At 68.4% G+C, this 13907-nt stretch carries 11 protein-coding genes; 5 read left to right on the plus strand and 6 right to left on the minus strand.

Annotated elements, in window-relative coordinates; genetic code table 11:
* Positions 1-7: 7 nt before the first annotated feature.
* The 3 genes from GTY58_RS16495 to GTY58_RS16505 are packed head-to-tail and all read right to left on the minus strand — an operon-like array spanning position 8 to position 3578.
* Positions 8-985 carry an ABC transporter permease gene (locus GTY58_RS16495; protein WP_037645027.1) on the minus strand — a complete coding sequence of 326 codons (978 nt, stop codon included), beginning with the start codon at positions 983-985 and terminating at the stop codon, positions 8-10.
* Positions 978-1901 (minus strand): ABC transporter permease, encoded by a 924-nt coding sequence (locus GTY58_RS16500; protein WP_010984578.1) that lies wholly within the window; start codon positions 1899-1901, stop codon positions 978-980. Before GTY58_RS16500 ends, GTY58_RS16495 begins: the two co-directional genes overlap by 8 nt.
* A 54-nt stretch (positions 1902-1955) precedes the next feature.
* Positions 1956-3578 carry an ABC transporter substrate-binding protein gene (locus GTY58_RS16505; RefSeq protein ID WP_010984579.1) on the minus strand — a complete coding sequence of 541 codons (1623 nt, stop codon included), beginning with the start codon at positions 3576-3578 and terminating at the stop codon, positions 1956-1958.
* Between the two features lie 455 nt (positions 3579-4033).
* On the opposite strand from GTY58_RS16505, the gene GTY58_RS16510 reads away from it, so the two are divergent.
* From GTY58_RS16510 to GTY58_RS16530, 5 genes are all read left to right on the plus strand, one after another.
* Positions 4034-5062, plus strand: coding sequence for an ABC transporter permease (locus GTY58_RS16510; RefSeq protein WP_171033185.1), 1029 nt, complete (start codon positions 4034-4036; stop codon positions 5060-5062).
* Between the two features lie 81 nt (positions 5063-5143).
* Positions 5144-6907 (plus strand): ABC transporter substrate-binding protein, encoded by a 1764-nt coding sequence (locus GTY58_RS16515; RefSeq protein ID WP_010984581.1) that lies wholly within the window; start codon positions 5144-5146, stop codon positions 6905-6907.
* Between the two features lie 125 nt (positions 6908-7032).
* Positions 7033-8013, plus strand: a complete 981-nt coding sequence (locus GTY58_RS16520; RefSeq protein ID WP_010984582.1) for an ABC transporter permease — start codon at positions 7033-7035, stop codon at positions 8011-8013.
* Between the two features lie 60 nt (positions 8014-8073).
* Positions 8074-9144 (plus strand): ABC transporter ATP-binding protein, encoded by a 1071-nt coding sequence (locus tag GTY58_RS16525; protein WP_010984583.1) that lies wholly within the window; start codon positions 8074-8076, stop codon positions 9142-9144.
* A gap of 23 nt (positions 9145-9167) precedes the next feature.
* Positions 9168-10214 (plus strand): dipeptide ABC transporter ATP-binding protein, encoded by a 1047-nt coding sequence (locus GTY58_RS16530; RefSeq protein ID WP_010984584.1) that lies wholly within the window; start codon positions 9168-9170, stop codon positions 10212-10214.
* Positions 10215-10384: 170 nt separating this feature from the next.
* Here GTY58_RS16530 and GTY58_RS16535 read toward each other — a convergent pair whose 3' ends face one another.
* The 3 genes from GTY58_RS16535 to GTY58_RS16545 form a co-directional block, all read right to left on the minus strand.
* Positions 10385-10552, minus strand: a complete 168-nt coding sequence (locus tag GTY58_RS16535; RefSeq protein WP_010984585.1) for an MbtH family protein — start codon at positions 10550-10552, stop codon at positions 10385-10387.
* Between the two features lie 50 nt (positions 10553-10602).
* Positions 10603-12480 carry an amino acid adenylation domain-containing protein gene (locus GTY58_RS16540; RefSeq protein WP_010984586.1) on the minus strand — a complete coding sequence of 626 codons (1878 nt, stop codon included), beginning with the start codon at positions 12478-12480 and terminating at the stop codon, positions 10603-10605.
* 77 nt (positions 12481-12557) lie between these two features.
* Complete coding sequence (locus GTY58_RS16545; RefSeq protein ID WP_078234433.1) at positions 12558-13907, minus strand: MFS transporter; 1350 nt, start codon at positions 13905-13907, stop codon at positions 12558-12560.

Below are 13907 nucleotides of genomic sequence, written 5' to 3' on the forward strand. Positions count from 1 at the left end.
GCGCCGGTCACCTCAGCTTCGGGTCGAGGGCGTCGCGCACCGCGTCGCCGAGCATGATGAACGCGAGCACGGTGACCGCGAGGGCGCCGGCGGGCCACAGCAGGGCGTGCGGCGCCGTACGGATGTACGGGGACGCCGCGGAGATGTCGATGCCCCAGCTCACCGTCGGCGGCTTCAGCCCGACACCGAGGTACGACAGGGTCGCCTCCAGCGCGATGTAGGTACCGAGCGCGATCGTCGCCACGACGATGACCGGCGCGACCGCGTTGGGCGCGATGTGCCGCAGCAGCATCCGGGAGTTGGAGGCGCCGAGGGCGCGCGCCGCCTGGACGTAGTCGTTCTGCTTGGCGGTGATGACGGAGCCGCGTGCGATGCGGGAGATCTGCGGCCAGCCGAGCAGCACCATGAACCCGACGACCGGCCAGACCGTATTGCTGGTCACCACGGAGAGGAGGACGAGCCCGCCGAGGACGACGGGGATCGCGAAGAAGACGTCGGTGACCCGGGAGAGGAACGAGTCCGGGACGCCGCCGAAGAACCCGGCGAGTCCGCCCAGGACACTGCCCAGGATCGCGACGCCGAGCGTGGCGCAGACGCCGACGGTGACCGACACCCGGGCCCCGTACACGGTGCGTGTGTAGACGTTGCAGCCCTGGCCGTCGTATCCGAAGGGATGGCCGGGCGCGGGACCCTCCTGGGCCTTGGCCAGGTCGCACTTGAGGGGGCTGCCTGGGGCGATCAGCGAGGGCCAGACCGAGATGAAGACCAGAAAGAGGATGACGAGCGCGGAGATGATGAAGACGGGGTTGCGGCGCAGGTCGCGCCAGGCGTCGGACCACAGGGAGCGCGGTTTGCCCTGCGGGCCCGTGCCCTCGGGGCCGCCCGGAATCCTCTCCAGCGTGGCCGCCTCGCTCGTGGCGAGGTCCATCGCGCCGCCCATGCCCGTCGCGGCGATGGCGCCTTCCGGCTCCCTCGGTTCAGGCATAGCGGATCCTCGGGTCGAGTACGGCGTACAGCAGGTCGACCAGCAGGTTGGCGACCAGGAAGACGAGGACGAGTACGGTCACGAAGCCGACGACGGTCTGGGTGTTCTGGCGCAGGATCCCCTGGTAGAGCTGGAAGCCGACGCCGTGGATGTTGAAGATCCGCTCGGTGACGATCGCGCCGCCCATGAGGGCGCCGATGTCCGTGCCGATGAAGGTGACCACGGGGATCAGCGAGTTGCGCAGCAGGTGCCGCGTGATCACCCGGCGCCGGGGCAGTCCCTTGGCGACGGCCGTGCGGACGTAGTCGGACCGTTTGTTCTCGGCGATGGAGGTCCGGGTGAGCCGGGTGACGTAGGCGAGCGAGACGGAGGCCAGGACCAGGCCGGGGACGATCAGTTCGCCGAAGGCGGCGTCCGGGGAGACGGACGGTTTGATCCAGCCCCACTCGACGCCGAACAGCAGCTGGAGCAGCAGGCCGGTGACGAAGGTGGGCACCGAGATGACGACGAGGGTGAGCAGGAGGACGCCCGTGTCGACGGGCCGGCCGCGGCGCAGGCCGGTGACGACGCCCAGCGCGATGCCGATGACGATCTCGAAGACGATGGCCACGAGCGTCAGCCGGATGGTGACCGGGAAGGCGTCGGCCATCAGCTCGGTGACCTCCTGCCCGTTGAAGGCGGTGCCGAAGTCGCCGGTGAAGACATGGCCCATGTACGTCAGGTACTGCTGCCACACGGGCTTGTCGAGGCCGAACTCCTTCTTCAGCTGGGCGGCGGTGGCGGGGTCGCACTGCTTGTCGCCGCACAGGCCCGCGATGGGGTCGCCCATCACGTTCACCATCAGGAAGATCAACAGCGTGGCGCCGATGAAGACCGGGATCATCTGCAGCAGACGCCGGATCACGTACCGTCCCATGGGGGCTCCGGAGGTAGGGGGTGCGGGCGCCCGGGGTGCCCGCCGCCGCTCGGCTCAGCTGACCTTGATCTCGTTGTAGACGGGGACGCTGAACTGGTTGAGCGCCACGTCGGAGACGCGGTCCGAGTAGCCGGCGCTGCCGTTCTGGTACCAGAGCGGGATGGCGGCCATGTTGTCGCGCACGACACCCTCGGCCTGCTGGAAGAGCTGCACGGCCTTGGCCCGGTCGGTCTCCGCGTTCGCCCGGTCGACGAGCTTGTCGAAGTCCTTGTCGGACCACTTGCCGTCGTTGGAGGAGGCGTTCGTGTAGTAGAGCGGCTGGAGGAAGTTCTGGATCAGCGGGTAGTCCATCTGCCAGCCGGCCCGGAACGGCCCCGGCATCTTGTGCCGGCCGATCTGGTTGCGGAAGTCGGCGAAGGTGCCGACCGGGTTGCCGACGCAGGCCTTGTCGTTGCCGAGGGCGTTGTTGATGGAGTTGCACACGGCGTCGACCCACACCCGGTGCGAACCGCTGTCCGCGTTGTACGAGATCTTGACCTGTCCGCCGGGCAGGCCGCCGCCCTCGTCGATCATCTTCTTGGCCCGCTGCGGGTCGTACGTGCAGAAGTCGCCGCACAGCCCGTCCTGGAAGCCGCCGTCCTTGCCGAGCACCGGCGAGGTCCAGTCGCCGGCCGGGGTGCGGGTCTTCTGGAAGATCGTGCCGGTGATCCGGTCGCGGTCGATCGCCATGGACAGGCCCTTGCGGACCTTGTCCGAGCCGCTCTGGTTCCACTTGCTGTCGTAGAACGGGAAGGCGAGGGTCTGGATGATCCCGGCCGGGGTGTTGATGTACCGGCCGCCGAGGTCGCTCTTCACGTTCTTCAGCTGTGCGGCCGGGATGTCGTCGGCGAGGTCGAGGTTGCCGGCCATGAGGTCGGTGTAGGCGGTGTTGTTGTCGGTGTAGACCTGGAGGTCCACCCCCTCGTTCCGGGCCTTGTCGTCACCCGGATAGCCGGCCCACTTCCGCAGGGACATCTTCGAACCCTTGGTGTACGAGTCGATGAGGTACGGGCCGTTGCCGACCGGCTTCTTCACCCAGGCCGCGTGGTCGTCGAAGAACGCCTGGGGCAGCGGGGCGAAGGCCGCGTAGCCGAGGGTGTCGGGGAACGTCGAGAACTTCTGCCTGAGCCTGACGGTGAAGGTCCTGTCGTTCTTGACGGCGAGGCCGGAGAGCGTGTCCGCGGTCTGTGTGCCGCCGTCCTCGGGGTGGACCTTGTCGTAGCCGTCGATGTACCCGAAGAAGTACGCGTTCTTCTGGTTGTGCTCGAGGCCGGCGCCGTAGTTCCAGGCGTCGACGAACGACTTCGCCGTGACGGGCTCCCCGTTGCTGAACTTCCATCCGCCCTTGATGGTGATGGTGAAGTTCTGCGAGTCCGAGGTCTCGATCCGGTCGGCGAGCATGTTCTGGGCCGCGCCGGTCCTGGCGTCGTACCGCTTCAGCCCGCGGAAGATCATGTCGAGGACCTTGCCGCCCTGCACCTCATTGGTGTTGGCCGGTTCCAGCGGGTTCTGCGGGTCTCCCCAGGAGGAACTCAGGACCCCGGGGGCGCTGCCACCGCCGCCGCCCCCGCATGCGGTCGCCGCGAGGGCTGCCGCCGCCGCGCATGCGGCCCACTTGGCGTGCGTGGCTCCACGCATGGGAGTGCCTCCTCGGAGTGCGCTGTACCTTCCCGTCAATATCGGGCTATAAGTCGTGTACCGCGCATTCACCCCGCCCTTTCGGCATGTACACCATCCGGATGCACGCACCCGGGGAGCCGCGGAGATGATCTCCAGATGGCCACGCAATGGATCTTTACTCTTCGATGCCGAACCGTTGGAAACAGCACCCGTGATGTACGCATTTCGACACAGGGCAGTCCGCATATCGAACTCATTGACCGTTTCGCGTAGTTGGTCCATTTCAGGACACAGATAGGTCACAACGCGCTACACGCGTAGCTACAGGTCGGTCAAGTTGAGGTAAAGAAGGTAAAGAGAAAACCAAGGCGACCGAGAATTTATTGACCTTGAATGAATTGCGTTGAAAAAGTCCGGCGTAGCCCGTAGGGAGCGCCCTGCGGAGTCCTTGACCGCATCGGGCCTGGAGCACCATGACCCCCCCAACTCCATCTGCGGCTGCCCCGCTTGAGGTGACCGACGAGAGTGTCGAGAAGTCGATCACTTCTCCCACTCCCAAGGCCAACGAGAGCCGGTCCCCCGGACAGCTCGCCTGGCTCCGTTTCAAGCGGGACCGCACGGGCGTCATCTCGGCGCTGGTCGTGATCTTCTTCTTCGTGGTCGCGATCGCCGCTCCGCTGATAGCCACGCTGTACGGCAAGGACCCGACCACGACGTACGGCATCAACACCCCGGGACTGCTGGGTGACAACAGCTTCCCGATCAAGCCGAACGGCGGCATCAGCTCCGACTTCTGGTTCGGCCTCGAACCCGGCCTCGGGCGTGACGTCTTCACCTTCCTCATCTACGGGATCCGCAACTCGCTGCTCATCGCCGCGGCAGTGACCGTCCTCGTCATGATCATCGGCGTCGTGGTGGGCGTCACCGCCGGCTACGTGGGCGGCAAGTCCGACTGGTTCATCGGCCGGGTCATCGACATCCTGCTCGCCTTCCCCTCCCAGCTGTTCTTCGTCGCCTTCACCCCCGTCGTGCTCGCCCTGTTCGTGGCACCCGACGAGAACACGCCGACCTGGCTCACCGTGGTCTCCCTCATCGGCGTCCTCACCGCCTTCGGCTGGGCCTCCATCGCCCGTCTTCTGCGCGGCCAGGTGCTGGCCCTGCGCGAGCGGGAGTTCGTCGAGGCCGCCAAGGTCACGGGGGCGTCTCCGGCGCGAATCATCTTCAAGGAACTGCTGCCCAACCTCTGGACCCCGATCCTGATCCAGGCAACGCTGCTCCTGCCGACCATGGTCACCACGGAAGCGGGACTCGCCTTCCTGGGAGTCGGCGTCAAGGAAACGACTCCGGACTGGGGCGTCATGCTCGGACGCGCCGCCGACGTCTACCAGGACGACATCACCTACCTGCTCTTCCCGGGCATCACGATGGTGATCTTCGTCCTGGCGTTCAACCTCCTCGGCGACTCGATGCGCGACGCGCTCGACCCGAAGACCAAGCGCTGATCTCCGGCCCTTTTCAGGACCACGGCAACGACGCCAGGTGCCGGGCTTCTCTCATCACTCTCACTTCCAAGGCAGGATGCGATGTCTTTTTCGCGCAGAAACTTCCTGATAGCCACCGGCGTTGTCGCCGCGTCGAGCTCGGTGCTGTCCGCGTGCAGCAGCGGTGACTCCAGCGGCGGCTCCGGCGGCGGCAAGCAGGACGCCGCCAAGGCCAAGACGACCACGGTCAAGATCGGCACCGCGGCCGACTCCAAGGGCCCGGCCCCCGAGGTCCCCGGCGCGAAGAAGGGCGGCACCGCCTACCTGCTGAACGACGACGACTTCTCGCACCTCGACCCCCAGCGCATCTACTACGCCTGGAACTCGCTCGCCGCGATCGTCCTCTCCCGCACCCTGACCGGCTACAAGGTCGGCGATGACGGCACCATGACCCTGGTCGGCGACCTCGCCACCGACACGGGCAAGATGTCCGACGGCGGCAAGACCTGGTCCTTCACCCTGAAGGACGGCGTCAAGTGGGAGAACGGCGCCGACGTCACCGTCGACGACGTGCGCCACGGCATCGAGCGCGCCTTCGCCAGCTACATCACCGAGGGCGCCTTCTACGTCCAGGCGTGGCTGACGGGCTCGCAGAACTACCGCAAGTCGTACTCGGGCCCGTACAAGGGCAAGCACCTGAAGTCGATCGAGACCAGCGGCAAGACGATCACCTTCCACCTCTCCGAGGCGCGCCCCGACTTCAACTACGTGGTCGCGATGCACTCCTACGCGCCGACCCCGGTGAAGAAGGACACCAAGGAGGACTACGACAAGAAGCCGGTCTCCAACGGTCCCTACCGGGTGAAGTCCCACGTCACGGACAAGTCGATGGTCCTGGTCCGCAACGAGCACTGGGACGCGGACACCGACCCGATCCGCAACGCCTACCCGGACCAGTTCGACTTCACCTTCGGCATCGAGCAGCTGACGGCCGTCGACCGCCTGATCGCGGACGCCGGCAAGGACAAGTACGCCGTCAGCTGGCGCACGATCCCGCAGGAGCGCATCCAGAAGGCCACGACCGAGGCCAAGGACCGCGTCTTCGAGGAGCTCGGCAGCGGTGTCAGCGTCTACTGGATCAACACGACCCGGGTCAAGGACAAGGCCGTCCGTGAGGCCCTGATCAAGGCGTGGCCGACCGCGCAGATCCGTCAGCTCATGGGCGGCGTCCACCGTGGCGACTACGCCACCGGCATCATGAGCCCGCTCGTGGCCGGCTACGAGTCGCAGGACGTCTGGGGCAAGCTGAAGACCCCCGCGGGCGACCCGAAGGCCGCGAAGAAGATCCTCGACAAGGCCGGCAAGACCAAGCAGAAGATCGTCTACGCCTACCAGCAGGACGACGTCCAGCCGAAGATCGCGGTCGTCATCGAGAACGCCCTCAAGGCGGCGGGCTTCGACGTGGTCACCAAGGCCATCGACTCCACCACCTGGTACGACCAGATCGGCAAGCTGGACAACCCGTTCGACGTCTACTGGGGTGGCTGGTCCTCCGACTGGCCGACCGGTTACTCGGTGTTCCAGCCGCTGTTCGACAGCGCCAACGTCGTCGACCAGGGTCAGAACTACTCGCACCTCAAGGACCCGGCCGTCGACGCCGCCATCAAGGCGGCGACGCTCGAGACCGACCAGACCAAGGCCAACAAGATGTGGGCGGCCCTGGACAAGCAGGTCACGGAGATCGGCGCGTTCATCCCCGATGTGTACATGAAGCGCATCTACCTCCACGGCTCCAAGCTCGGCAACGTGAAGATGGACCCGAACTTCGACGGCTGCATGCTCTACAAGATGTACGTCAAGTCCTGATCCATACCTGAGGAGTGGGGCGGCCCGGGGCCGCCCCACTCCTTCGGCCCGCCTTTCGTGGCCCCTCGTACCTCCCGGTCCGACCACGCTCCGCACGACGGCCCATCCCAGGAAAGCCACTCCCCATGCTTCGCTTCCTCGCCCGCCGGCTCCTCGGCGCCGTGATCACGCTGGTCGTCATCAGCGCGATCACGTTCATGCTCTTCTACGCTGTGCCGCGCGACCCGGCCCGGCTGGCCTGCGGCAAGCTCTGCACCCCGGAGACGCTCGAGGTGATCCGCCACAACATGGGGATCACGGACTCGCTGCCGGTCCAGTACTGGCACTGGCTGACCGGGATCTTCCTCGGCCGGGACTACGGCTCCTACGGCCACTGCGACGCGCCGTGCCTGGGCTACTCGTTCGTCAACCGCGAGTCCGTCCTCGGCACGATCATGGACCGGTTCCCGACCACGGCCTCCCTCGCCCTCGGCTCGTCCGTCGTCTTCCTCATCGGCGGTATCGGCGCGGGCATGATCGCCGCCGTCAAGCAGGGCAAGGCGCTCGACAAGGTCGCGAGCGGCGCGTCGCTGGTCGCCTCGTCGATGCAGATCTACTTCGTCGGCACCCTGGCCCTCTACTGCTTCGTGTACCAGTGGCAGATCCTGGACCAGCCGTCGTACACGGACTTCACCAAGAACCCGGCCTCCTGGGCCAACGGGCTGCTCCTTCCCTGGCTGGTCCTGTCGCTGATCTGGACCGCGAACTACACCCGTATGACGCGCTCCCAACTGGTCGAGCAGCTCAACGAGGACTACGTCCGCACGGCCCGGGCCAAGGGTCTGTCCCGCCGAAACGTCTTCTTCCGCTTCGCCTGGCGCGGCGCGATGGGGCCGATCGTCACCATCTTCGGCATCGACCTCGGCGTCCTTCTCGGCGGCGCGATGATCACCGAGAAGACCTTCAGCCTCCAGGGCATCGGCATGCTCGCCATCAAGGCCGTGACCAACAACGACCTGCCCATGCTGCTCGGCATCATGGTGATCACCGCCTCCTTCGTGGTGATCGCGAACATCGTCGTGGACGCCGTCTACGCCCTGATCGACCCGCGGATCCGGCTCGCCTGACCCCGCTCCCACTCCTGCCCCCAACCGACCTCCCACGCAACACCATCCAGGAGCGCACTCGTGAAGAGCACCGCTACCAAGCCCGCCGGCGAGCGGAACCCTCAGGCCACCGGACCCTTCCTGTCCGTGCAGGACCTGAAGGTGCACTTCTCGACCGAGGACGGCACCGTCAAGGCCGTCGACGGCCTCTCCTTCGACCTCGAGCGCGGCAAGACGCTGGGCATCGTGGGTGAGTCGGGGTCCGGCAAGTCGGTCACCAACCTGACCATCCTGGGCCTGCACAACCCGGACAGCACCGCCGTCGAGGGCTCCATCACCCTCGACGGCGAGGAGCTGAACGGCGCTTCGGAGAAGACTCTGGAGAAGCTGCGCGGCAACAAGATGGCGATGATCTTCCAGGACGCGCTGACCTCCCTGTCGCCGTACCACACCATCGGCAAGCAGATCGGCGAGACGTACCGCAAGCACACCGGCTGCTCCAAGGCGGCGGCCCGGGCGCGGGCCATCGAGATGCTGACCCGGGTCGGCATCCCGCAGCCCGACGTGCGCGTGGACGACTACCCGCACCAGTTCTCGGGCGGTATGCGGCAGCGCGCGATGATCGCGATGGCCCTGGTCTGCGACCCCGAGCTGCTGATCGCGGACGAGCCGACGACGGCTCTGGACGTCACCGTGCAGGCCCAGATCATGGACCTGCTCAAGGACCTCCAGAAGGAGTTCGGCACGGCGATCATCTTCATCACGCACGACCTGGGTGTCATCGCCGACATCGCGGACGACGTGCTGGTGATGTACGGCGGCCGGTGCGTGGAGCGCGGGACGAAGAAGGAGGTGCTGCGTACGCCGCAGCACCCGTACACGTGGGGTCTGCTCGGTTCGATGCCGAGCCTGGAGGGACCGGTCGACGTACCGCTGACGCCGATCCCGGGTTCGCCGCCCTCGCTGCTGAACCCGCCGTCCGGCTGCCGGTTCCACCCCCGGTGCAGCTTCGCCGAGAAGGTCGAGGACGGGCGCTGCTCCTCCGAGCGCCCGCCGCTGGAGATCACGGACGGTCGCGGGGCCGCCTGCCATCTGACCGCCGACCAGCGCCGCGCGTTCTTCGCCGACCTGGCCGCCAGCCCGGCCAACTGACGCAAAGACGGGATTCCACCACCATGAGCACCACCACCCCCCTCCTGGACGTCTCCGGGCTGACCAAGCACTTCCCGATCAAGGGCGGCTTCCCGATCCGGCGGACCGTCGGCGCCGTGCAGGCCGTCGACGGACTGGACTTCCAGGTCGCCGAGGGCGAGAGCCTCGGCCTGGTCGGCGAGTCCGGCTGCGGCAAGTCGACGACGGGCCGGCTGATCACGCGCCTGCTGGAGCCGACGAGCGGCAAGATCTCGTACCGCGGGCAGGACATCACGCACGCGGACCGCAAGAAGCTGGCGCCGGTCCGTTCCGAGATCCAGATGATCTTCCAGGACCCGTACGCGTCCCTGAACCCGCGACACACGGTCGGCAAGATCATCGCGGGTCCGATGGAGATCAACGGGATCCAGCCGAGCGGCGGCCGGGAGAAGCGGGTCCGTGAGCTGCTGGAGATCGTCGGCCTCAACCCCGAGCACTACAACCGCTTCCCGCACGAGTTCTCCGGCGGCCAGCGCCAGCGCATCGGTGTGGCCAGGGCGCTGGCCCTCGAACCGAAGCTGATCGTGGCCGACGAGCCGGTCTCCGCGCTCGACGTGTCGATCCAGGCCCAGGTGGTCAACCTCCTCCAGGACCTTCAGAAGGACCTGGGCATCGCGTTCGTCTTCATCGCCCACGACCTCGCGATCGTGCGTCACTTCTCGCAGCGCGTCGCGGTGATGTACCTCGGCAAGATCGTGGAGATCGCCGACCGTGCGGACCTGTACGAGAACCCGCGCCACCCCTACACCCGCGCCCTGCTCTCCGCGGTCCCCGAGGCCACGGTGGAGGACGGCGAGGCCCGCGAGCGCATCCGGCTCACCGGTGACGTGCCGTCCCCCATCAACCCGCCGTCCGGCTGCCGCTTCCGTACGCGGTGCTGGAAGGCCACGGACAAGTGCGCCTCGGAGGCGCCGCCGCTGGTCCAGGTCGAGGGCAACAACGCCGGCCACCTGACGGCGTGCCACTACCCGGAGACCAAGGAGACCGTCCCGGCTCCCCGTCTCTCCAAGGACCCCAAGGCAGCGGTCTGACACACCCCTAACCGTCGACCGCCGCCGACGGAACCCGACTTTCACCGGCCCATTGACCCGAGCCCGAACGTCCGGTTCCTGGGGAAACAGAAGGCCCGTGTACCCCTTTGGGGCACACGGGCCTTCGCCTTGTGGCGTCACCCGGCCGCCTTCGCGGCCTCGCGTCCGCCTCAGTCGCCTTCGATGTGGGCCACAACCGTCCGGCGGGTGTTCGGCCCGAAGGACACGGTCCAGCCGGCCGGTACGGGCAGGGACGACGGCCACAGGGAGCGCTGGGCCTCGTTGTTGACCAGGACCACGTACGAGGCGGTGTCGTCCTCGAAGGGGTTCGTGTCCATGTTCTGTCCTTTCGTTCGCGTCGTTCGCGTCGTCGTACGCGTCGTACGCGTCAGCGCCCCGCCGACGCGAGGCACGCGGCCAGGGCCGCCACGGTGGGGGTCTTGAAGACCTGGCGGACCTTCAGATCCGTGTCGAAGGCCGCCCTGATGCGGCTGACCAGCCGGATCGCGGAGAGCGAATGGCCGCCCAGTTCGAGGAAGCTGTCCTCGACCCCGACCTGCGTTTCGGACAGGCCCAGCACCTCGGCGAACAGGTCGCACAGCAGGGCCTCCTGCGGGGTGCGCGGGGCGACCCGGGCGGGAGCGGCGGCGGCGTCGGGCGGAGCGGGCAGCGCCTTGCGGTCCAGCTTGCCGTTCGGGGTGAGCGGCAGGCTTTCCAGCACGACCACCGTCGACGGCACCATGTAGTCGGGGAGCGTGGTGGCGGCGAGCGTGCGCAGCTCGGCCGGGTCGACCGTGCCGCCCGGCGCCGGGACCACATAGCCCACCAGCCGCTTGTCGCCCGGCCGGTCCTCCCGGACCAGCACCGCCGCCCCGGAGACCGCCGGATGCCGGGCCAGGGCCGCCTCGATCTCGCCCAGTTCGACGCGCAGGCCCCGGATCTTGACCTGGTGGTCCGCGCGTCCCACGTAGTCCAGCGCGCCGTCCGGGCGGCGGCGGGCCAGGTCCCCGGTGCGGTACATACGGCTGCCCGGCGGCCCGTACGGGTCGGCGACGAAGCGTTCCGCCGTCAGGCCGGGGCGGTTCAGATAGCCGAGCGCCAGCTGCACCCCGGCCAGATACAGCTCGCCGGTCTCCCCCACCGCGGCCGGGCGCAGCGCCGCGTCCAGGACGTACAGGCGGGTGTTCCACACGGGCCGGCCGATCGGCACCGAGGTGGCGCCGGGCTCGGGGGTGTACTCCCAGTACGTGACGTCGACCGATGCCTCGGTCGGGCCGTACAGGTTGTGCAGGGGCACGCCGGGCAGCGACGCCGTGAAGCGGTCGGCGAGTTCGACCGGCAGCGCCTCACCGCTGCACACCACCCGGCGCAGGCCGGTGCAGAGCGCCGCGGCCGGCTCGTCCAGGAACACCTGGAGCATCGACGGGACGAAGTGCACGGTGGTGATCCGCTCGCCCCGGATCAGCTCGGCCAGGTAGGCGGGGTCCTTGTGCCCGCCGGGTTCGGCGACGACCAGGGTGGCGCCGGTGATCAGCGGCCAGAAGAACTCCCACACCGAGACGTCGAAGCCCGAGGGCGTCTTCTGCAGGACGCGGTCGTCGCCGGTCAGCCGGTACTCGTGCTGCATCCAGTGCAGCCGGTTGACTATGCCGGCGTGCGGGACGACCACGCCCTTGGGCCGCCCGGTGGAGCCGGAGGTGTAGATGACGTACGCGGCGTCCTGCGCGGCGGGCGGACGGGCGGGCGCGAAGGGGGCGCGCTCCAGCGGCTCTTCCTGTGCGTCGACGACCAGACGGGGCAGCCCCTCGGGCCGTGCGCCCGGCGGCAGCGTCGCCTCCACGTCGGAGTGGGTGAGCAGCAGGACCGGGGCGGCGTCGGCGAGGAGGTAGCCGATGCGGTCCGCCGGGTAGTCCGGGTCCACCGGGAGGTAGGCGGCGCCCGTCTTGAGTACGGCGAGCAGCGCGACGACGAGTTCCACCGAGCGCGGCACGGTCAGGGCCACGACCCGGTCCGGGGCGGCCCCGTGCCCGGCCAGCAGCCGGGCCAGGCGGTCCGAGCGCTCGTCCAGCTCGGTGTAGCTGAGGCGGGTGTCCCGGAAGACCAGGGCGGTGGCGTCAGGGGTCCGGGACACCTGCGTACGGAACAGCTCGGGCAGGGTGTCGCCACCGCCGGGCAGCTCCCGCGCGGTGTCGTTCCATGCGGCGATCTCGTCCACGTGCGGGCTCACGCCGTTCCATGCGGCGATCTCGTCCACGTCAGGGCTCATGTCTTTCCATGCCTCCTTCGACCCGGCTCGATCGGCGCAATGACCTTGCGTACGGGCGCTGTTGGGGTGGTGCGGATTTACGGAACGGGTGCCGGGGCCGGCATCTCGTGGAGGCGGCTGACCGGGGAGAGTGCGATCGGGACCAGCATCACGGCGGAGAGCACGGCGGCCAGCCACAGGGCCTCGTGCAGTCCGAGCGCACCGGCCAGCAGACCACCGACCGGACCGCCGAGCGCGCCGCCGCCGTGCATCAGCGTGCGCATCGCCGCGGTCATCCGGGCCATCAGCGGGTCCGGCGTGATGGTCTGCCGCAGGCTGACGATCACCACGTTGGCGACGCTGAGCGAGGCGTAGAAGACCAGGAACGAGGCGATGAAGACGCCCGTCACCATCAGCTTGGAGCCGCCCGCGGCCGGGATCAGCAGCGGGGCGACGAAGATCCCGGAGACCGAGACCAGGTAGGCCTTGCCGACGCTCACCCGGCGGATCACCGTGCCCGACAGTGCCGAGCCGGCCAGTCCGCCGACCGCTCCGACGCCGAGGACCAGGCCGATCGTCGCCGCCGACAGATGCTGCCCGCGCACGGCGTAGAGCAGGAACAGCGACAGGATCATCACGCTGAAGAAGTTGCAGGCGCAGCCGACGAGGGCGATGGCCCGCAGCAGCCGGCTGCCGAACACGAAGCGCAGGCCCTCGACGAGATCGGCCCGGATGCTGCGCCGCCGCTCCGGCTTCGCGGGCCGGGGCTCCGGGGTCCTGATGGCCAGCAGCGAGACGATCGACAGCAGGTAGGTGACGGCGTTGACCGCCATGGCCGTCGGCGCGGTCAGCGCGTTCACCAGCACGCCCGCGACACCCGGCCCGGCCACGTCGGCCGAGGACGAGGTGGTGCTGAGCTTGGTGTTGGCCTCCACGAGGTGGCGTCGGTCCTTCACCAGCACCGGCACGTACGACATCCAGCTCACGTCGAACAGCACCTGGGCGACGCCGATGCCGAACGCGACGGCGTACAGGAGCGGCAGGTTGAGCACGTCGGCCGCGGAGAGCGCCGGGACCAGGCCGATCAGCACCATGCGGGCCGCGTTGGCACCGATCATCACCGGGCGCTTGCGGACCCGGTCCACCCAGACGCCGAAGAGCATGGCGAGCCCGAGGAACGGCACGAGCTGGAGGAAGCGCAGCACACCGAGTTCCTCGGCGCTGGCGTCGAAGACCAGCACGGCGGCGAGCGGCAGCGCGAGGGTGGTCACCTGGGTGCCGTACAGGGAGAGGGTCTCCCCGGTCCAGAAGACCAGGAAGTCCCGGTTGCGCCACAGCCCGCCACCGCGGCGGCGGGGGGCCGCCGAGCCCGCCGCCGCCGTGTCCTCCACCGCGTCCGCGGGCTCCGGATCCGGCGCCTGCGTCGTCGTGTCCTCGGGTATCGCCAT

Source organism: Streptomyces sp. SID5469, assembly GCF_009862865.1.
GTDB lineage: Bacteria > Actinomycetota > Actinomycetes > Streptomycetales > Streptomycetaceae > Streptomyces > Streptomyces avermitilis.

What these genes read in the sequence shown, in the direction of transcription:
- GTY58_RS16505 (WP_010984579.1), bottom strand. Translation starts at nt 3,578, where the DNA reads ATGCGTGGAGCCACGCACGCCAAGTGGGCCGCATGCGCGGCGGCGGCA.
- GTY58_RS16520 (WP_010984582.1), top strand. Translation starts at nt 7,033, where the DNA reads ATGCTTCGCTTCCTCGCCCGCCGGCTCCTCGGCGCCGTGATCACGCTG.
- GTY58_RS16530 (WP_010984584.1), top strand. Translation starts at nt 9,168, where the DNA reads ATGAGCACCACCACCCCCCTCCTGGACGTCTCCGGGCTGACCAAGCAC.
- GTY58_RS16500 (WP_010984578.1), bottom strand. Translation starts at nt 1,901, where the DNA reads ATGGGACGGTACGTGATCCGGCGTCTGCTGCAGATGATCCCGGTCTTC.
- GTY58_RS16495 (WP_037645027.1), bottom strand. Translation starts at nt 985, where the DNA reads ATGCCTGAACCGAGGGAGCCGGAAGGCGCCATCGCCGCGACGGGCATG.
- GTY58_RS16545 (WP_078234433.1), bottom strand. Translation starts at nt 13,907, where the DNA reads ATGGCGATACCCGAGGACACGACGACGCAGGCGCCGGATCCGGAGCCC.
- GTY58_RS16540 (WP_010984586.1), bottom strand. Translation starts at nt 12,480, where the DNA reads ATGAGCCCTGACGTGGACGAGATCGCCGCATGGAACGGCGTGAGCCCG.
- GTY58_RS16510 (WP_171033185.1), top strand. Translation starts at nt 4,034, where the DNA reads ATGACCCCCCCAACTCCATCTGCGGCTGCCCCGCTTGAGGTGACCGAC.
- GTY58_RS16535 (WP_010984585.1), bottom strand. Translation starts at nt 10,552, where the DNA reads ATGGACACGAACCCCTTCGAGGACGACACCGCCTCGTACGTGGTCCTG.
- GTY58_RS16515 (WP_010984581.1), top strand. Translation starts at nt 5,144, where the DNA reads ATGTCTTTTTCGCGCAGAAACTTCCTGATAGCCACCGGCGTTGTCGCC.